Origin of the sequence: Sorangium sp. So ce375 (assembly GCF_051473855.1) — a bacterium.
Classification (GTDB): domain Bacteria; phylum Myxococcota_A; class Polyangia; order Polyangiales; family Polyangiaceae; genus Sorangium.
Window position 1 is genome coordinate 430648 of the sequence record NZ_CP150335.1, and the last position, 18689, is coordinate 449336.

Annotated in this window: 16 protein-coding genes; 9 read left to right on the forward strand and 7 right to left on the reverse strand. The window is 73.2% G+C overall.

Annotated elements, in window-relative coordinates; all coding sequences use genetic code 11:
* Positions 1–206: 206 nt before the first annotated feature.
* The 7 genes from WME90_RS01620 to WME90_RS01650 all read right to left on the reverse strand — a co-directional run bounded on the left by WME90_RS01620 (position 207) and on the right by WME90_RS01650 (position 9292).
* On the reverse strand, positions 207–911 hold the full coding sequence (locus tag WME90_RS01620) for a thioredoxin family protein (protein WP_437279280.1): 705 nt from the start codon (positions 909–911) through the stop codon (positions 207–209).
* A gap of 38 nt (positions 912–949) precedes the next feature.
* Positions 950–1843 (reverse strand): hypothetical protein, encoded by an 894-nt coding sequence (locus WME90_RS01625; RefSeq protein ID WP_437279281.1) that lies wholly within the window; start codon positions 1841–1843, stop codon positions 950–952.
* Positions 1844–1845: 2 nt separating this feature from the next.
* Positions 1846–2850 carry a phosphatase PAP2 family protein gene (locus WME90_RS01630; RefSeq protein WP_437279282.1) on the reverse strand — a complete coding sequence of 335 codons (1005 nt, stop codon included), beginning with the start codon at positions 2848–2850 and terminating at the stop codon, positions 1846–1848.
* Positions 2851–2866: 16 nt separating this feature from the next.
* The gene (locus WME90_RS01635) at positions 2867–3223 is read right to left on the reverse strand and encodes a cupin domain-containing protein (protein ID WP_437279283.1); all 357 of its coding nucleotides are present in this window, start codon (positions 3221–3223) and stop codon (positions 2867–2869) included.
* 192 nt (positions 3224–3415) lie between these two features.
* Positions 3416–5098, reverse strand: coding sequence for a DUF4139 domain-containing protein (locus WME90_RS01640; protein ID WP_437279284.1), 1683 nt, complete (start codon positions 5096–5098; stop codon positions 3416–3418).
* Between the two features lie 19 nt (positions 5099–5117).
* Complete coding sequence (locus tag WME90_RS01645; protein WP_437279285.1) at positions 5118–7454, reverse strand: DUF4139 domain-containing protein; 2337 nt, start codon at positions 7452–7454, stop codon at positions 5118–5120.
* 74 nt (positions 7455–7528) lie between these two features.
* The gene (locus WME90_RS01650; protein ID WP_437279286.1) at positions 7529–9292 is read right to left on the reverse strand and encodes an Eco57I restriction-modification methylase domain-containing protein; all 1764 of its coding nucleotides are present in this window, start codon (positions 9290–9292) and stop codon (positions 7529–7531) included.
* A gap of 369 nt (positions 9293–9661) precedes the next feature.
* On the opposite strand from WME90_RS01650, the gene acpS reads away from it, so the two are divergent.
* The 9 genes from acpS to cysW all read left to right on the forward strand — a co-directional run bounded on the left by acpS (position 9662) and on the right by cysW (position 18507).
* Positions 9662–10117: a holo-ACP synthase gene (acpS, locus tag WME90_RS01655; RefSeq protein ID WP_437279287.1), complete on the forward strand. Its 456-nt coding sequence runs from the start codon at positions 9662–9664 to the stop codon at positions 10115–10117.
* A complete protein-coding gene (locus WME90_RS01660; RefSeq protein WP_437279288.1) occupies positions 10114–11928 on the forward strand; it encodes an NAD(P)H-hydrate dehydratase in 1815 nt (604 codons plus the stop codon). The genes acpS and WME90_RS01660 overlap by 4 nt, the downstream gene beginning before the upstream one ends.
* Before the next feature lie 296 nt (positions 11929–12224).
* The gene (locus WME90_RS01665) at positions 12225–12848 is read left to right on the forward strand and encodes an RNA polymerase sigma factor (RefSeq protein WP_437279289.1); all 624 of its coding nucleotides are present in this window, start codon (positions 12225–12227) and stop codon (positions 12846–12848) included.
* 217 nt (positions 12849–13065) lie between these two features.
* Positions 13066–14445 carry an NAD(P)/FAD-dependent oxidoreductase gene (locus WME90_RS01670; protein WP_437279290.1) on the forward strand — a complete coding sequence of 460 codons (1380 nt, stop codon included), beginning with the start codon at positions 13066–13068 and terminating at the stop codon, positions 14443–14445.
* A gap of 33 nt (positions 14446–14478) precedes the next feature.
* A complete protein-coding gene (locus WME90_RS01675) occupies positions 14479–15147 on the forward strand; it encodes a helix-turn-helix domain-containing protein (protein WP_437279291.1) in 669 nt (222 codons plus the stop codon).
* Between the two features lie 159 nt (positions 15148–15306).
* Positions 15307–15630: a DUF2325 domain-containing protein gene (locus WME90_RS01680; protein WP_437279292.1), complete on the forward strand. Its 324-nt coding sequence runs from the start codon at positions 15307–15309 to the stop codon at positions 15628–15630.
* 35 nt (positions 15631–15665) lie between these two features.
* Positions 15666–16691 (forward strand): sulfate ABC transporter substrate-binding protein, encoded by a 1026-nt coding sequence (locus WME90_RS01685; protein ID WP_437283549.1) that lies wholly within the window; start codon positions 15666–15668, stop codon positions 16689–16691.
* Positions 16692–16747: 56 nt separating this feature from the next.
* The gene (gene cysT / locus WME90_RS01690) at positions 16748–17602 is read left to right on the forward strand and encodes a sulfate ABC transporter permease subunit CysT (protein WP_437279293.1); all 855 of its coding nucleotides are present in this window, start codon (positions 16748–16750) and stop codon (positions 17600–17602) included.
* A complete protein-coding gene (gene cysW, locus WME90_RS01695) occupies positions 17602–18507 on the forward strand; it encodes a sulfate ABC transporter permease subunit CysW (RefSeq protein ID WP_437279294.1) in 906 nt (301 codons plus the stop codon). Before cysT ends, cysW begins: the two co-directional genes overlap by 1 nt.
* Positions 18508–18689 lie beyond the last annotated feature (182 nt).

Here is an 18689-nt window from a genome sequence, read left to right on the forward strand (position 1 = left end):
GGGGACCGATGGCGGGCGCGCTGTTCAGCGAAGCGCCGAGAAGCGCCGACGAGAGCGCCAATGACCGATTCGACGAGAGCTCCCGGCGAGAGGGCAGCGAGGAGCGGGCCGACGCCCGCGACGCGGATGCTGTTTGTGGGGCGCGCGACATGATGCCAATGTGCGTTTAGCTATGCTGTGCTGCTCGCGGCCCGCCGGCGGGCTGCTCAGTACTTGACCGTGCAGCCGAACGCCTCGGTCTCTTTGGTGGAGATCGCCTTGCCGGCGGCGAGCTCGGTCAGCGCGGCATCGACGTAGTTCGTGACCGGCTCGCCCGGCTCGGGCTCACCGCCCTTCGTGCTGTCGATGGCGCCGGCGTAGACCACCGTGCCCTGCGGGTCGATGACGACCATGTGCGGTGTGCGCTGGGCGCCGTACGCACGCCCGACATCGCCTTTGTCGTCGATGAGGACCGGGTAGCTCATCCCGAGCTCGCCCGTTGCCTTCACGTTCTCTTCCTTGGTTGTGCCCTGCTTGCCCGGAGCGCCCGAGTTGATGGCGAGCCACACGACCCCTCTCTGGGTGTGCTGCGCCGGCACGTCCTTCAGGCCGCCCTGGCGGTGCGCGAGCTGCACGAAGGGGCAACCGGGGTTGAACCACTCGAGGACGACCGTCTTGCCCTTGTGATCGGCCAGCTTGACGGGCTTGCCGTCGAGATCCGGCAGCGTGAAATCGGGCGCGGGCTGCCCGACCTTGACCTGGGCCGCCTTCGCCTGAGCCGCCGGCGCGTCCGCGGCCTTCGCCTTCGGGGCGTCGGCCTTGGCGGGCTGCGGCGCGGCGGCGCCGGTCGCCGCGGGCGCGCTCGCCTCGCCGGGCTGGGTGCACGCCGCGAGCGCCGCGGCGAGGAACGTCAGGGAAATGAGCTTGTTCATCCAGGGACGCTTACCACGCATCGCAGGAGGCGCATGCGTCAGGGAAACTCCGGCCAGCGATCGCCGGTCGCCCACCGGTACCGCAGGCCGAGCTGGCCGAGATCCGCGCCCAGCAAGCCGAGCTGATCGGGCGTCGCGGCCACCACCATCACCGTCCCCACCGCGTCCAGGTGGTGCGTCAACGACACGGCCAGCACGGGGCCGATCCGCACGACGACGCTGCCGCGGCCAGGGTTGCCGAGCACCTCGGCGGCGGCGCCCAGGCGGAGCTCGCCGAACCGGTCCATCTCCGCCATGTAGCCGAGCCGGGCGCGGTAGAGGTGCGGCGGCTTCATCACGGCGTGGAGCGCTTCCTCGTAAAGATAGAATCCGTCCGGCGCTCCCATCACCGCATAGCCGGTCGCGACGCCGAACAGGCTGCCTCCGAGCAAGGGTATCGAGCCCGACACCTCGATCTCCCCGGCGACGTACCGCGACGGGGGGCCCTCCATGAGCTCGGTGTCCCTGCGCGTGTACGACGCCCGGGGATCGAGGAAGTACTGGCTCGTCGAGAACGCGTATCGCGCGCCGCCGCGGATCTCCAGGCTGGGCAGCGCGGCGCGGAGGCCCACGTACTCTGCGCCGCCGCTCGGCGATACGCTCGCGTAGGCCTCGATCCCGAGCCAGGACCAGTGCGGCTTGCCCACGCCGAGCGCGACGCTCGGCCTGAAATAGATCACGCCGAGCTCCATCAGCGCGGAGAGGAACGGGCGCGCGGCCGCGCTCCGCGCCCAGTACGAGCGCTTCTGCAGGACGTCGATGCCCGAGGGCACCGGCGGCGGATCGCCAGCGGGGGGCGGCAGGTCGGCCGGATCCTGGGCGCCGGCCCCGGCGGGCAGCAGGGTGAGCGCGGCGAGCGCCGCGGCGGCAGCCAGCGCGCGGCGGAGCGCCATCGCTAGAACCTGCCCACCAGGTACCCGCCGAGCGGCGCGGGCGCGAAGCCGAGCGCGACGCCGTCCCCGCGCGGCGCGCCCGAGGCGGGGGCGCCGCCGCGGTAGTGCAGGAGCCACGGCAGCCCGAGGCCGGTCAGGGCGCCGACCGCCGCGCCCGTGAGCGCGTCGGTCGCGAAGTGCTGGTCGGAGACGACCCGCAACGTCGCCACGGCGGCCGCCGTCCCGAGCGACGCGGCGCACGCGAACGCGTCCGCGGCGCCGCCGCCGTACAGGGGCAGGTGCGCGTGGTGCGAGCACACGAGCCCCGCAGCGGTGAACGCGGTCGAGCTGTGACCGCTGAAGAAGCTCCTGTACCGCTTGCTCTCCCGGCAGTCGCGGTCCTGCTGCTCCTCTGGCCCGGCGCACCCGGCGCGGTAGGGGCGCTCGCGGCTCGTCAGCCCCGCGATGACGCCGTTCAGGGCCGCGTTCAGCGCGAGCGCCTCGACGTCGATCATCGCGATCTCCCAGGCGACGCTGCCGCGGCCGTGCCCCCACCAGGTCACGAGCAGGGCGTCGACCGCGAGGTGGTTGGTCATCATCGTGAGCAGGAGATCGCTCGCGTCCCGCGCCATCTCGCGCTGGCGATCGCTCCGGATGCGCAGGGCGTCGCGCGCCGAGCCGTCGAAGCCGTTCACGGTCGTCCACCGGCCCTCCGACGGCGGGATGGCGAGCGTGCCGAAGGCGGTCGCGGCCAGGAGCCCCGTGGCCACGTACTCGCTCACGCGGAAGCGCGGCCAGGCCGGATCCCAGGCGACCTCGCGCCGCGCGCTCACGAGCTCGTCCGGAGCGGCCCGGCGGGGCGTACCCGGCACGCCCGCCCCGGGCCGGAGGTCTGCTGCGGCGCCGGCTCCCCGGGTCGCAGCGCCGGGCGGCGTCGCGGGCGGCTCGGCTCGCGCCGCCGCAGCGCCGAGCAGCGCCGTCGCGGCGAGCGCGCCGGAAGCGAACCGGAGGGCCGCGGCGCACCTCAAGGAGCCGACCGCGCGATCAGAAATCGGGATGACCGATGACGAGGAACTCGAGCGGCCCGGCGCCCGTGTTGCGCAGCCCGTGGTGTACGTTCGTCTCGACGTGCATCACCTGGCCGGGACCGAGGGGCACCTCGCGGTCGCCGATGATGCCGAGCGCGTGCCCGGCCAGGATGTAGATGGTCTCGGTGGTCTCCGTGTGGAGCTCGCGCGAGATCTCACAGCCGGGCGCCATCGTGCCCTTGTAGAAGCCGAAGGCGTGCCCGCGAGCTCGCCCCAGCAGCTGCGCCATGAAGACGCCTCGGTTGGGCAAATACTCCATCGCGTCTTCGTCGGCTGCGGTCAGCACCACGGCCCCGTCGAGCTGCTGCCTCATGGCGATCCTTCTCCTTCGCGGGTGAATCCGCTGGGAAATCGATCAGTTACAGAAGCGCACCGCGTCCTGTCAACGGCGCTCCGCGCAGACAGTGCGGCGGCGGCCGTCAGACGCTCAGCTTCCCTAGCTTCTCAGCTTCCCCGGTTCCCTGGCTCGGTGCTTTCCCGTTCCTGTTCGCTGTGTTCCCTGGCTTCAAAAAGGCAACACCACGCTCGCGGCGGCGCGGAGCTCGTAGCTGAACGACATCGTTTTCAGCCCCTTCGGCGGCAGCTCGACATGGCCACGGAGAAACCCGTCCTTCTCGTCCAGCGTCCAGCCGGGGGCCTCGCCGAGCGCGACCTCTATCTCGGCCACCTCGCTGACTGGGATCCGCTCGGTGACAAGCACCCGCTTCAGGCTGCTGGAGAGGTTGGATACGGACAGCTTCACACGGCGGCGGATCTTGCGGCTGCCCGTGATCGCCGTGGTGTCCTGCTCCTCGTCCACGGTGCGCCGCACGCGCACGGCGTCGTCGACGCCGAAGCCGAGCTCGAACGGCTCGCCGGCGCCAACGAAATCGAGCCGGGCGCGGCCGATGAGGCTGCTGCCCCGCGCGACGCGCACCGGGCCTGCGAGCAGCGGGCGCGGCCTTCCACCGGCGCCGCCGCCGTCCAGCGTCACCGTGGCGCGCAGGTGCGCCGCGGGGTGGACCTCGGGGTACAGCACCAGCGCGAGCTCGGCCGGGAGCGCGCGCCGCGCGATCTCGATGCGCGTCGGGCGGCCGTCGGACGCGAGGGTCACCGGCTCCGCCGCCTCGAAGATCAGCGGCTCGCCGCCGTCGTCCACGCCCGGCATCTCGTCGACGGCCCGCGCCCCGCGGTCGAGCCCGGCCGCGGCGATCGCCTGGTCGCGCGCCTCGACGATCACGCGGCGGCGCTCGACCTCCGTCTTGCGTCGCACCCGGAGGACGTCGTCCGCGAGGAGCGGCGCCTCGGCGCTCCTCGACGGCCGCGCGGTCGAGAAGCGCGCGACGACGTTCTCCCAGATCTCGCCCGTCGCCTGCCACGCCGCCGCCCAGGTGGTGAGCTCGATCGAGCCGCCCGGCCCCTGGGCCGCCGCGCCGCCCGCGGCGCCGGCAGAGAGCCGCGCCAGGTGCTCGGGGCGCCAGATGGCGCACGCCACGCGGTACGTCAGCTCGATCTCGACGGGCTGCGGCGCGGGCGCGTGCACCTCGACCTCGATCACCGCCTCGTAGCGCGGCTGCTCGACGGATCCCTCGCGCAGCCGCGCCCCGGCGCGCCGGGCGTCCTCGTCGGCGCGCGCCCGCGCCGCGCGCGCGTCGGCCGACGCGCCGAGCGCCTCGGCGAGCGCCGCGTGCAGCGCCTCGACGCCGCCGCGCCACGAGGCGAGGCGCGCGGGCTCGCCGGCGTCCTTCGGGACCTCGCTCATCGCCCGCGCCCACTTCCCGAGCAGCTGGTCGAGGTGCGCCTCGCGGCGCGACGCCCGGTCCCGCGCGCGCTCCGCGGCGCCGGCCCGCAGCGACGCCTCGCGCTCCTCCTGCTCCAGCGCGTCGATCGCCTCGCGCCCGAGCGCCGCCTCCCTGTGCGCCCTCCACCGCACGCGCGCCGCCGTCACCCGGACCGCGTCCGTCCCCGCGACGCGCGCCTGCACGGTGCGCTCGTCGACGAACACCGAGACGCCGCCGATCGCGATCCACTGCGCCCCCGCCTCGACCTCGACGCGCGCCGCGCGCACGACCTCGGCGCGATCCTCGAACAGCGTCACCGCGCGCGCCGCGCTCGGGTGCGGCGCGCGGGCGCCTTCGTGCCCGCCGCTCCCGCCGCCTCCGCCGGCGCTCCGCCCAGCCCCGTCCGAACCGCCCGCATCCGTCGCCATGGTGCGCTCGTTTCCTTTGTTATTCCCGACGGTTACCGCCGACGATCTCGTTCTTGGACGAGATCAGCACGCGGTAGGTGAAGGAGACGGAGGCCTTGCCGCCGGGCGCGATCGGGACGCGCCAGCGGAGCCCGCCGCGCACGGGCTCTCCGAGCTCCTCCTGGGTGTACGGCTCGGCCTTCGGCTGCGACGAGAGCAGCTTGATCTCGACGTCCTTGTCGTCCGTCACGGGGATGCGGTCGAGGACCTCGACCTCGACGCCCATCCCGAGCGACGAGGAGAGGTCGATGACGACCGCGTGCTCGACGGCGAGCGAGCCGCCGAGCAGGCCGGCGCTCGACTCGTCCACGCGCGCGTTCCTGGCGACCCGGATCCGCTCTTCGACGCCGAGGCCGGCGCGGAGGAGGCCGCCCCGATCCACGCGGCCGAGCGCGGACTGCGCCGCGAGGGCGCCGTCGACGAAGATCTCGACCGGCCCATCGAGCAGCGGGGCGTCGAAGGGGTTCTCGACCTGCGCCTCGCGGTAGACCTCGGCCGCCTCGCGGGGCGCGGTCACGAACCGGGGCGCGGCGGGGGCGCGCGCGGCGCCCAGCGCGACCCGGTGGAGCCTGCCGTTCGACGGCACGTCGGCGGCGCTCTCGCCGACGTAGAGGTGGTCGAACTGGCCGCGCGAGTCGCGCGGATCCATGGCCCGGGGCGGGGCGTCGAGCTCCGCGATGTCCTGCTCCGCCTGCCGCGCTGGGCGCCGCGAGGGGCCGGGCTCGTCGCGCGCGAGCCTGCCGCGCTGTTTGCCCGCGCCGGGGAGGTGCAGCGCGTCGAAATCGAGCCACTCCTCGACCTGCGCTGGCTCGAGCGGCGCCGGGGCCGCGCCGGCGCCGTCGAGCGCCTCGTCGTGGGCGAGCAGCTCGTCGGCCAGGCCGGCCGTGAGCTCGACGCTCGCCGCGGAGGCGAAGGCGCCCCGGGGGACCGGGGGCGCGCTCGCCTGGGGAGCCGGCGGGGGCGGCCCCCCGTAGCCGCCGCCGAACGACGGGAGCGACAGCCCGCGCGACTTGCGCGCCGGCGCGGGGAGCGGCATCGGCGGGGCGAACGCCATCGGCGCGGCGGCTTGCACCGGGGGCGGCGGGGCGGCCAACGGGCTCGCCGGCCGTATCGTCGGCGGTGGCGGCGGCGCGCCCGCGCCGGACGGCGCGGGCGCCGCCAGCCTGGCCCTCGCCGCGAAGGGCTCCTGGGTGGCCCGCGTGGTCTCGTCGCTGTCACGCGCGGGCGGGAGCTTTCCGGGAGCGGCGGTGGTGCGCGCAGCGGGCTGGGGGAGGGCGGCGACGAAGCGGTCGAACCCCTCGAACATGGTGTCGAGCCCCTCGGGCGCGGGGCGGTAGCCGCGGCGCGGGGGGCGCTGCGCGCGGCTGAGGCGCAGGGAGGCGAGCTCCGGCAGCCGCGTGTCCTGCACGAGATCGGCGGTGGCGAGCGCGAGGCGCACGTCTTTCCAGTCCTCGCCGGAGGCCTGCGCGACGAGCGCGTCGAGCTGCAAGGCGACCTCGGTCGCGCCGCGCGAGAACCGCGCGGCGTAGGCGGGCCACCAGCGGGCGGCGAACACGGCGTACTCGAGCCGGAGCGCCGGCTCCCCGCCCGCATCGCCGCGCTCCGGCGCGAGCCGCACGACCACGTCGAGGCGCGCCGGGTCGCGCTCCTCGACCTCGCCGCTCGTGGCCTGGGCGGCGTCGAGCTGGGCGGCCAGGAGCTCCTTCCGGGCGCGCTCGAGCTCCGCGTCGAGCGCGGCGACGCGGGCGTCGAGCGCGGCGAGCTCGTCCGAGAGGAGGCCGCTCACCGCGAGCGCGTCGCGGATGCGGGCCGCCGGGTCGCCCGGCCGGAAGCGCCGCGTGAGCTCCGGATCGAGCGCGACGGCCCCGAGCTGGTCGCGCCAGAGGCGGAGGTGGTCGCGCTCGGCCGACAGGCGCGCGATGGCGAGCTCGAGCTCGCGGAGCCCGGCCGAGAGCGCGCTCCTCGAGACGGGCGCCGGGGGCACGACGAGCCGCGCGCGCACGCCGATCACGTCGCGCGCCCCGCGCGGGGCCCCGAAAGCCGCCGCCGCGCCCGCGGCCGCTGTCGCGCCCGCGGCCGCCGTAGCGCCTGCGGCTGCGGCCGCTGTAGCGCCCGCTGCCGCGGTAGCGCCTGCGGCGGTGACGAGCGCGCGGAAGCTCCCCGGCTCGGCGAGCGGCGTGATCCCTGGCACCGAGATCTCTACCGCCCCCCGGGGGAGCGGCGCCGCGAGCTCGACGCGGCGGGTGACGATAGCCCCGCGCGCGTACACGACGACCCCTTCGATACGGCTAGCGCACTCGATCTTCTCCGCCGTCATCGCTCGTCCCTCGCCCGCGAACGCCCCCGTGAGAGCGCGACGGTATCACGCCGGGCGCGGCCCCGGATAGAGCGCTATCTCCTCGTGTCGAGGAAGCTGAACCCGGGGAGCGCGTCAATGCCGTACGCGCGCAGCGCGAGCTCGTCGAGCCTGTCGAAGTCGCGCCGCCGAAAGGAGATCCGGAGATCGCTTTTCAGCTCCTCCGCCACGCTCTCCGGCGGGGGGAGGCGGATCCGCCGCAGGTACTGGGCCTGGAAGCGCAGGTAGCCACCGCGCATCTTGACCGCATAGGACCACACGAAGAAGAGGGCGACCCTGGAGCCGAGCAGCCCGCCGAGGGCCTCCATGTCCCAGCCCTCCGAGGTGATGAAATAGAGATTGTGGTGCGGGTGGAACCTGCCCTCGTCATAGGCCACCTCGTTGGATCCTGCGATGTCGGGGACGAGCAGCTTCGGGGCGGAGCAGAGCTCCGGATACACGCGATCGATGGTGCGGAACCAGCTCGCGCCGGCCCGCCGGGCGATGTAGCGCCTCCGGATCTCGGCCTCGTGGGCGTGCAGGTAGCCGGAGAGCCGCGGGTACTCGGCGAGGTCGACCACCTTGCCGTCGGGCCCGAAGGGATTGATGACGAACCGCCTGGCGTCGCGGACGCGGCCGTCCTCGATGTCGTCTCGCATGACGAGCGGCACGAGGCGATCGCGCTCGATATCGGCCTCTTCGCCGACGATGTAGATCCTGTCGTTTCCGGTGGCGACGCCGATGCCGACCCGGGTCCCGCCCACCTCCTCGATCGGCGCGAACCGCGCCTCGAGCGCGCGCAGGGCCTCGAGGTGCTCCGGCGAGCCCAGCACCCACGGGTCGTCGCCCTCGAACCAGGAGGCGTACTCCGACACGGCGACGCCGGAGCCGCGCTCCGCCGCGCTCGCCTCTGCGCGCCCCTCCGCGCGTCCCTCCGCGCACCCCTCCGCGCGTCCCTCTGCGCGTCCCTCTGCGCGTCGAAGAGCGGCGGAAGCGGCCTCGCACTCCTCCGGCGATGCGGTGCGCAGCGTCGCGACAGGCACGCTCCCTGTCCTGCCGGGCGACACGGCGAATATCGACGGGTAGGCGACGACGTCGGACTCGAAGGGGGAGGCGCCGCGCAGATCGACGTAGCACCGCACCCGGAACCACCGCGACAGCATCCGGCGGAGCGGCGCGCCGTACCGGTTGAGGGTCCACCGGTCGGCGCAGATGAACGAGAGGACCCCGCCGGGCGCGAGGAGCTCGAGGCCGCGCTCGATGAACGCGACGTAGAGATCGGCGCGGTCGTAGAGCGACCTGTACCGTTGCCGATACTCCTCCTGGAGCTCGGGCGAGAGCTGTTCGATCCTGATATAGGGGGGATTGCCGACCACCGCGTCGAAGCGGCGCCCCTGGCTGGTGAGGAGGAAGTCGCCGTGGGCGATCCAGGCCTCCGAGAGGCGCGTCGCGTCGCCGTGCGGCAGCCCGAGCCGCGCGAGGGCGCCGGCGACGGCGAGGCGCGCGCGGTCGACGTGATCTCGCTCGACGTCGTACGACCGGATCGCCGGCTCGATCTGGAGGATGTCGCGATCGTGGCGGCGCGCCGACTGGATGAGCCGCTCGGCGGCGGGGACGAGGAACGCGCCGTGGCCGCAGGCCGGCTCGAGCAGCGACAGCGACGCGAGATCCCGGTCCGCGGTATAGCCCGCGAGATCGAGGATGAGATTGACGACGTGGGGTTTGGTCAGCACCACGCCGTGGGCCTCGCCCGACGAGCGCTCGCCGTAGTCGTAAGCGCTCTGCGGAAGCATGACCGTCAGATCGAGGGCTGTCTGCATGGGCGCTGCGAGAATGGTAGCCGCGATCGGCGCTCTCGGGCGACGCTCCTCTGCCGCGCGCGCCGCGCGATCGCGGCGCGTGAGGCCGCGGTCGGCCGCCTCGCACCGGCCCTCGTCTCCGCTCCGGTTCAGCCCGTAAGGCGCGCTCCGCGTCCGCTGTCCGCGTCCGCTGTCCGCGTCCGCTTCCGCGCTCCGGGCGAGGCGCGGATCGCGTTTCACGGGGCGTCGCCATCGAATAGGGTAGAGTCGCCTCATGGCCTTCCCCCTGTCTGTCTGTCCCGCCCGTCGCATCATGGCGAGCGCCGCCCGCGGAGGCGCCGTGAAACCGCCGGCCGCCTGCCGGGGCGCTCGGTCGATCGAGGGGGGCGCGTGATCCTCGGCATCGGCATCGACGTCTGCGGCATCGGACGCATGGAAGAGGCGCTCGCGCGGTGGGGGGAGCGGTTCTGGGAGCGGGTGCTGTCCGAGCCGGAGCGCCGCTCGCTCGCGCACCGCGTGGACCGGGCGACGGCGCTCGCGGGGCGCTTCGCCGCGAAGGAGGCCGTCGTGAAGGCGCTGGCCGGCGCGCCGGGCGTCGGCTGGCATCACCTGGAGGTGCGCGGCGCGCCGCGCACGCCGCCGACGATGGCGCTCCACGGCCCGGCGCGCGCGCTCGCCGAGCGCATGGGCGTCCAGCGGGTCCACCTGTCGATCACACACGACGCGGGGGTGGCGGCGGCGGTGGCTATCCTGGAAGGGGACGGCGAAGGCCGATCCTCGAACGAAGAGGGCGACGGCGGCGAAAGCCGATCCGGTCTGGACGACGAAGGGAACGAGCGCTCGTGATTCCGGTCCTCTCTCGCGCGCAGATGCGCGCCTTCGACAAACACGCGATCCACCAGTGCCACGTCCCCGGCGTGGTCCTCATGGAGAACGCCGGCCGCGGCGCCGCCGACGTGATCTCGGCCATCATCGAGGCGCGCAGCGCCGGGCCGGACGGCGCCGCCGGGCTCCCTGGCAACACCGTGCACCGTGCGCCGCACCTGCCCGCGCTTGGCCCTTCGCACGCGCGGGCGCTGTGGCCCGCGACGTTGCCCTCCGGGGCGGGTCTCCGGGGCCGCCCCGGGAGCGTCCCGCCGCCGCCGAACGGCCGCCGCGACGCCGACGAGGCCCGCGCCGCGCGGATCCGATCGTTCCCGGTGCGGCACGTCCCGAGCCCGGGGCAGCCCGCGACATACCCCCTTCATGCACGGGTCGTCGTCGTCTGCGGGGCCGGCAACAACGGCGGCGACGGCTTCGTCGTGGCGCGCCACCTCCTCGCCCGCGGCGCGGAGGTCCAGGTCTTCCTGGCCGCCCGGTCCGAGAAGGTCACCGGCGACAGCCGCATCAACCACGACGCGTACGTCGATCTCGGCGGCGCCCTGACCGAGCTCCCCGCGGGCGCCTCCCTCGACCCGCTCGAGGCCGCGCTCGCCGAGGCCGACCTCGTCGTCGACGCGATCTTCGGCACGGGCCTCGACCGCCCGATCGAGGGCCACCTCGCCGACGTCATCGGCGTCCTCAACACGGTGACCTGCCTCTGCATCGCGCTCGACGTGCCGTCGGGCCTCGACGCCGACAGCGGCGCGCCGCTCGGCGCCGCCGTGCAGGCCGACGAGACCGTCACCTTCGGCCACCTCAAGATCGGCTTGCTCACGCCCGAGGGCGCGCGGCTCGCGGGCAACGTCCACGTCGTCGATCTCGGCGTCCCGGACCGGCCGATCCTCGCCGAGGTGGGCCACGTCGCGGAGGTCCTCCGCAAGGAGACCATCGGCTCGTCGCTGCGCCCGCGCGAGGCGAGCGTCTACAAGCACCAGGCGGGCAACGTGCTCGTGATCGCCGGCTCGTCGGGCAAGCTGGGCGCCGCGCTGCTGACCGCGCGCGCGGCGATGCGGACGGGCGCGGGCCTCGTGACGATCTGCACCTGGGCCGACACCGTGCACGCGATGGAGTCGCGCGTCGTGGAGCTGATGACGACCTCGATCGATCCGGCCTCCATCGCGGCGTCGCTCGACGGCGCGCTCGCCGGGCGGCGGGCGGTCGCCATCGGGCCAGGGCTTGGCCTCGATGAGCGGGCGCGGGCCGCGGTGGATCACGTCGTGCTCGGCTGGGACGGCCTGAAGGTCGTCGACGCGGACGCCCTGACGCATTTCGTGGGCCGCCCGGAGGCGCTCGCGACCGCGCGCGGGAGCCTCGTCCTGACGCCGCACTCCGGCGAGCTCGGGCGGCTCCTGGGCCGGAGCGCTCGGGCCATCGAGGAGGACCGCTTCGGCGCGGTGCGCGAGGCCGTGGCGCTGACCCGGGCGATCGTCGTGCTGAAGGGGGCGCGCACGATCATCGCGCTCCCGGACGGCCGCATGTTCATCTGCATGGCCGGCAACCCGGCGCTCGCCACCGCAGGCTCGGGCGACGTCCTGACGGGGATGATCGCGGCCCTCCTGTGCTCGATGGATCCCGCCGCCGCGGCGAGCGCGGGGGTGCTGATCCACGCGCTCGCCGCGGACGTGTGGCGCGCGCAGACGGGCAGCGATCGGGGGCTGCTCGCGAGCGAGATCGCCGAGCTGGTCCCGGGCCTGATCGCCGCGCTCGCCGCCGGGAGCGACCCGCTCTCGCCGTGACCCGAGCGCGCGCTCCGCGGGGTGCCCGCTCGGCACCCCCGCGGGCGCGACCGCCGGGCCGATCGCGGCGCCGGTAGGCTCGCCTCGCCATGCTGGCGAGCCCGTGCTCCCTGCTGTCGATTTGACACGCGCCCGCGTGTCTCCGCCCGCGCCATCCAGCGCGTTGCGCGTCGTTCGCGAGGTCCGCGCGGTGGCACCTGCCTTGCCAGTGCGGATGCGCAGGAGGTCCCGCCATGCTCGTCCACGCCGTTCACGCCCCCGCCCGGTCCTCGAATTTAGCGCCGCCGTCGCCCGGCGTGGCGCGCGCGCTCGGGCGCAGGCCGTCGCTCGACGCGGCGCGCGCGGCGCGAACGGCGCCCGGCGAGGGCTCGCGGGGGACGGTCGACGAGCTGCTCCGGGGTCTTGTCGAAATGACACCGGAGCTCTTCGGCCGCGCGCTGCGGCTCTCCCGGACGCCCGCGACGGCCGAGGACCTCGTGCAGGACACGGTGGAGCGCGCGATCCGGTTCGCGGGGAGCTACGAGCCTGGGACCAACCTGCGGGCGTGGGTGCACCAGATCCTCTTCAGCGTGTTCATCACCCGCTGCCGGCGCAGCCGTCGCGAGCGCAACGCCCTCGACGTGCTCGCGACCGACCCGTGCGCGTGGACCGCGCCGGAGCGCTGCGCCGACGTGCACGCGCTCTCGCCCGGCGTGCGGCGCGCGCTCGCGACGCTCCCGCAGACCTTCCGTGACACGCTGGTGCTCGTGGACCTCGAGGAGATGTCTTACAAGGACGCAGCGGCGCAGCTCGGCGTCCCGGTCGGCACCGTCATGAGCCGCCTGCACCGCGGCCGGAAGCTCCTCGCCGGGGCGCTGCACGGCGAAGCGCCGGAGGGGAAGACCGGTGGGAAGACCGATGTGAAGGCTGCAGCGGCATGAGCGGTCGCGGCGGCGATCTCCCTCGCCGGCGACCCGGCATCATGGCGATTCTGCGCTGCGCCTCTGCGATCCGTTCACCCTCGTAGCGAGGGAGCTGGAGGCCGCCTGCGCGCGGCGCTTGCTCGCCGCACGAGCGCGCGGCGCCTGCTTGCCGCGGTGATCTGCGACCCCTACCATCGTCGTGCCACCGAGGAAGCGTTCCTCGTCAGGAGGCACCATGGCAACGACCGCGAGAGAGCCTCACGTCGTGATCGTCGGCGGGGGATTCGGCGGCCTGAACGCGGCAAAGGCGCTCGGCGACGCGCCCGTCCGGGTCACCCTCATCGACAGGACCAATCACCACCTGTTCCAGCCGCTGCTCTATCAGGTGGCGACCGCCAGCCTCTCGCCGGCCGACATCGCGGTCCCGATCCGATCGGTGCTGTCGCGCCAGCGCAACGCCCGCGTCCTGCTCGGCGACGTGACGGGCGTGGACCTCGCCGGCCGGCGCGTCACCGTCGACGGCGACCCGCTGGACTACGACTTCCTGATCCTCGCGGTCGGCGCGACGAACAACTACTTTGGCCACGAGGAGTGGGCGCGGTTCGCGCCGGCGCTCAAGAACCTCGACGAGGCGCTCACCATCCGCGAGCGCATGCTGCTCGCCTTCGAGGCCGCCGAGCGCGAGGAGGACCCCGCCGCGCGGCGCCGGCTGCTCACGTTCGTCGTCATCGGCGGCGGCGCGACGGGCGTCGAGATGGCCGGCGCCTTCGCCGAGCTCGCGCGCTACATCCTCGCGCGCGACTTTCGCGCCCTCGACCCCTCGCTCTCGCGGGTGCTGCTCGTCGAGATCGGCGCGCGCATCCTCCAGGCCTTCCCCGAGAGCCTCTCGGCCAGCGCCGAAGAGCAGCTCACGTCCCTCGGGGTCGAGGTCATCAAGGGGCGGCGCTTCCGGAGCATCGACGAGCAGGGCGTGGAGTTCGAGGACGGCGAGCGCCTCCCCGCCGCGACCGTCATCTGGGCCGCCGGGGTCCGCGGCACCCCGCTCGCGCACGCGCTCGGCGTCGAGCTCGATCGCGTCGGCCGCGTGAAGGTCGGGCCGGATTGCTCCCTCCCCGGGCACCCGAACGTCTTCGCGATCGGCGACATGGCCGCGCTCCGCGACCGGAACGGCGTCGACGTGCCCGGCCTCAGCCCGGCCGCGATCCAGGAGGGGCGCTTCGTCGCCCGCTGCATCCTCGGCGATCTGCAGGGCCGCCCGCGCGGGCAGTTCGCCTACCTCGACAAGGGGACGATGGCGACCATCGGCCGGTCGCGCGCCATCGCGAAGGTCGGGCGCCTGCAGATGTCGGGCACGCTCGCGTGGCTCGCCTGGCTGGCCGTCCACGTGCTCTTCCTGATCGGCTTCAGGAACCGCTTCACCGTGATGTTCGCGTGGATGTGGCAGTACATCACCTTCAAGCGCGGCGCCCGCCTCATCACCGGCCACACAACGCGGACCGCGCTCCCCGCCGCGGCGCCCGCGCTCGCGCCGTCGGCGCCGCGCCCGTCGGCCGGGAGCGCGGTGGCGGGGGCGTCTCCGGCGGCGCCTGAGCGCGCCCTTCCCCCGCTCGCTTGACGCGCGCCCTCCACCATGGCGGATACGCGTCCAGTGAAGGCACGCAGAGCCCAGCCACCCGCGCGATCGGCGACCGCCGAGCCGCCGCCCCCGCCCCCGGCGAGCGAGCCTGGTGGGGACGAGCCGGCGATCGATGAGTCCGCGGACCTCACACCGGTCGTCGCCTCCAACCTGAAGCGGTTCCGGGCAGAGCGGGGCCTCTCGCTCGAGCGCCTGGCGAAGGCGTCCGGGGTGAGCCGGGCGATGCTCGGGCAGATCGAGCTGGGCCAGAGCACGCCGACAATCAACGTCCTCTGGAAGATCGCGCGCGCCCTCGGGGTCCCCTTCTCGGCGTTGATGAGCCAGGCGACCTCGCCCGTGACGACCGTCATGCACGCCTCGCACGCGCGCATCCTGCGCTCGCGCAACGGCGACTTCTCTTCCCGGGCGCTCTTCCCGATGGACCGGCCGCGCAACGTGGAGTTCTACGAGCTCCGCCTGGCGCCGCGCTCCGTCGAGCACGCCGACGCGCACGCCCCCGGCACCGCGGAGAACCTGATCGTCACCGAGGGCTCGGTGGAGATCACCGTGTCGGGCGAGCGGCGCCTCCTCGAGACCGGCGACGCCATCCTGTTCGAGGCAGACAGCCCCCACAGCTACCGCAACCCGGGCGGCTCCGAGGCCGTCATGTACCTCGTCATGACCTACGGATCGCGCGGGTAGCCCCGCCGCGTTTCCGCACCCCGCCCTGCCTGTGTCCCTCCGGTATCCAAGACGTGTCGTCCGTTATCTTGGCGATTCTCCCTTGCGTCCTCTGCTTTAGCGTGAGATATGTCCGCTATAGCGGCGGTCACCCGCTGCGGGGAGCAAGGAGGCGGAGCGATGCGGATCACCTGGATTGGTGGATTGGATCGCAACCAGGCTCAGCTGGAGCGGATGGCGCTGCAGGCGGGGCACCATCTGGAGTTTCACACGGGCAACACGGGCGGCCGCGGCGCGGCCGAGCTGCGGGCGGCGATCGAGCGGGCCGATCTCGTGATCGTGTTGACCGACGTGAACAGCCACGGCGGCGTGCTGCTCGCCAAGAAGATCTGCCAGAAGCTCGGCCGTGCGGCGTTCATGGCCCGGCGCTGCGGCGCGGCTCGCTTCCAGCAACTGCTCGACGCGCTCGCGCAGCGGGAAGCGCGGTATCTCGCGGCTGGATGAGGGAGTAGGGACGATCGATGCGATGCTTGATGACGATGCTCTGGTGTGTGCTGGCGCTGGCGCTCTCGGCGTGCTCGAAGGGCGACGCGGCCGGCGCCTCGAAGTCGGGGTCGTTGCAGATACTGAACGTCTCGTACGACCCCACGCGCGAGCTCTATGAAGAGGTGAACGCCGCCTTCGCGAAGCGCTGGAAGGAGCAGAGCGGACAGGACGTCACCATCAAGCAATCGCACGGCGGCTCGGGCAAGCAGGCCCGGTCCGTGATCGACGGGCTCGAGGCGGACGTTGTCACGCTCGCGCTCGCCTACGACGTCGATGCGGTCGCGTCCGCCGGGCTGATCAAGGAGGGGTGGCAGGCGCGCATCAAGGACAACAGCGCTCCTTACACGTCGACCATCGTCTTCCTGGTGCGCAAGGGCAACCCCAAGGGCATCAAGGACTGGGACGACCTCGTGAAGGAGGGCGTGGCGGTCATCACCCCGAACCCGAAGACCTCCGGCGGCGCGCGTTGGAACTACCTCGCGGCCTGGGGGTACGAGCTGAAGCGGACGGGCGGCGACGAGGCGAAGGCGAAGGATTTCGTCGGCCGCCTCTTCAAGAACGTGCCCGTCCTCGACACGGGGGCGCGCGGCTCGACCACGACGTTCGTCGAGCGTGGGCTCGGCGACGTCCTGATCGCCTGGGAGAACGAGGCGCTGCTCGCGGTGAAGCAGAGCGGGCAGAACGGTAAGGACAAGTTGGAGGTGATCGTGCCGTCGATCAGCATCCTCGCCGAGCCGCCTGTCGCGGTGGTCGACAAGGTGGTCGACAGGCGCGGGACGAGGGCGGCGGCGGAGGCGTACCTCGCCTTCCTCTCCACGGAGGAGGGGCAGCGCATCGCGGTGAAGCACTTCTACCGCCCGCGCAACCCGGCGGTCCTCGCGGCGGCCGAGTCGGAGGGTGTCTTCCAGAAGGTCGCGCTCTTCTCGATTGACGACGTGTTCGGCGGGTGGCAAAAAGCCCAGAAGGCGCACTTCTCCGACGGCGGCGTCTTCGACCAGATCTACCAGACCGGTAAATAGACTTCGTGCCTCTCCTCTGGCGGCGACAGAGCGTTTTGCCCGGTTTCGGGCTCGCGATGGGGATTACGGTAACGTACCTGTCGGTGCTCGTGCTTGTCCCGCTGTCGATGATCTTCCTCAAGACGGCGACGCTCCAGCCCGCCGAGATCTGGGCCGTGGTGACCTCGCCGCGGGCCGTCGCCTCCCTGAAGATGAGCTTTGGCGCATCGCTCATCGCGGCGAGCATCAACGCGATCTTCGGTGTGCTCGTGGCGTGGGTGCTCGTGCGCTACACCTTTCCGGGCAAATCGATCGTCGACGCGCTCGTCGATCTGCCCTTTGCGCTCCCGACGGCGGTCGGGGGCATCGCGCTCACGGCCATCTATGCGCAGCAGGGGTGGGTCGGTCGGTTCCTGTACCCGCTCGGGATCCAGAGCGCGTTCAGCCGCCTGGGCGTCGTGATTGCGCTCACGTTCGTGGGGCTCCCGTTCGTCGTGCGGACCGTCCAGCCGGTGATGGAGGAGCTCGAGGTGGACCAGGAAGAAGCGGCGGCGTCGCTCGGCGCGGGCCGCTTCGAGATCTTCCGTCGCATCCTCCTGCCGGCGCTCTGGCCGGCAATCCTCACCGGATTCGCGATGTCGTTCGCGAGGGCGTTCGGCGAATACGGGTCGGTCGTGTTCATCTCCGGGAACATGCCGTTCAAGACGGAGATCGCGCCGCTCGTCATCATGACCAAGCTCGAGCAGTACGACTATGCGGGGGCGACGGCGCTCGCGCTCGTGATGCTGCTCTGCTCCTTCGTGCTCCTCTTTCTCATCAATCGACTCCAGTCCTGGAGCGGAGCGCGCGTGTCGTCGCGGAGCCCTGTCGAGGCGCCGCGGCCGGCGGCCGAGCGCCCCTCGGGGGCCAGAGCGCCAGGGGCCGCGTCGTAATGGCGGGCGCGGCGGGCAAGCTGCGGGTCAGGTCGCGCGGGGCGGTGCGCGGCGCGACGTCCGAGCCGCCGCTGGTGCGCTGGGCGCTGACGGCGGCGGCGCTCGCGTTCCTCGGGTTCTTCCTCTTCCTGCCGGTCGTGGTGGTGTTCATCGAGGCGCTCAAGGACGGCCTCGCGGGGTACTGGAGGGCGATCACCGCGCCGGACGCCGTGGCCGCCATCGAGCTGACGCTGACGACCGCGCTCGTCGCCGTGCCGCTCAACCTCGTCTTCGGCGTGGCGGCGGCGTGGGCGATCGCGCGCTTCGAGTTCACGGGCAAGAGCCTGCTCGTCACGCTCATCGATCTGCCGTTCGCGGTATCGCCGGTGATCTCCGGCATGATCTTCGTCCTGCTCTTCGGGGCGCAGGGGGTGATCGGCCCCTGGCTCATCGAGCACGACCTCCGCGTGATCTTCGATCGTCCTGGGATCATCCTCGCGACGACGTTCGTGACGTTCCCGTTCGTCGCGCGCGAGCTCATCCCGTTCCTGGAGAGCCAGGGGGCCGACGAGGAGCACGCGGCGCTGTCGCTCGGCGCGAGCGGGTGGAGCATGTTCTTCCGCATCACCCTCCCCAACGCGAAGTGGGGCCTGCTCTACGGCGTGGTGCTCTGCAACGCGCGGGCGATGGGCGAGTTCGGCGCGGTGTCGGTCGTCTCAGGGCATATCCGGGGGCAGACGAACACCATGCCGCTGCACGTGGAGGTGCTCTATAACGAGTTCCACTTCTCGGCGGCGTTCGCCGTCGCCTCGCTGCTCGTCCTGCTCGCGCTCCTGACGCTCGTGGTGAAGCGCCTTATCGAGCACCGGGCGCAGCGAGAGGCCGCGCCGGAGCTCGACCCGACGGCAAAAGCCAGCGCGGGGTGACGCGCTCGCCGGGCGCGCTGCCCGGCGCTCGCGCCGTTCAGAGCGTGCGCGGGGGGCGAGGGCCGCTGGAGGACTCGGCGCGAGCGGCATGAGCGGGGGCGCCGCGCTTCCCTGGAATCGCCCGTGCGCGAGAGAACGGATGGCGCGCGGAGAACAGCAGATCTCGACGCTTCGTCGCGGGT

Coding starts and splice junctions, on each gene's coding strand:
- WME90_RS01635 (WP_437279283.1), bottom strand. CDS start 3,223: ATGAGGCAGCAGCTCGACGGGGCCGTGGTGCTGACCGCAGCCGACGAA.
- WME90_RS01640 (WP_437279284.1), bottom strand. CDS start 5,098: ATGGCGACGGATGCGGGCGGTTCGGACGGGGCTGGGCGGAGCGCCGGC.
- WME90_RS01645 (WP_437279285.1), bottom strand. CDS start 7,454: ATGACGGCGGAGAAGATCGAGTGCGCTAGCCGTATCGAAGGGGTCGTC.
- WME90_RS01650 (WP_437279286.1), bottom strand. CDS start 9,292: ATGCAGACAGCCCTCGATCTGACGGTCATGCTTCCGCAGAGCGCTTAC.
- WME90_RS01670 (WP_437279290.1), top strand. CDS start 13,066: ATGGCAACGACCGCGAGAGAGCCTCACGTCGTGATCGTCGGCGGGGGA.
- WME90_RS01680 (WP_437279292.1), top strand. CDS start 15,307: ATGCGGATCACCTGGATTGGTGGATTGGATCGCAACCAGGCTCAGCTG.
- cysT (WP_437279293.1), top strand. CDS start 16,748: ATGGGGATTACGGTAACGTACCTGTCGGTGCTCGTGCTTGTCCCGCTG.
- WME90_RS01620 (WP_437279280.1), bottom strand. CDS start 911: ATGAACAAGCTCATTTCCCTGACGTTCCTCGCCGCGGCGCTCGCGGCG.
- WME90_RS01685 (WP_437283549.1), top strand. CDS start 15,666: ATGCTCTGGTGTGTGCTGGCGCTGGCGCTCTCGGCGTGCTCGAAGGGC.
- cysW (WP_437279294.1), top strand. CDS start 17,602: ATGGCGGGCGCGGCGGGCAAGCTGCGGGTCAGGTCGCGCGGGGCGGTG.
- WME90_RS01625 (WP_437279281.1), bottom strand. CDS start 1,843: ATGGCGCTCCGCCGCGCGCTGGCTGCCGCCGCGGCGCTCGCCGCGCTC.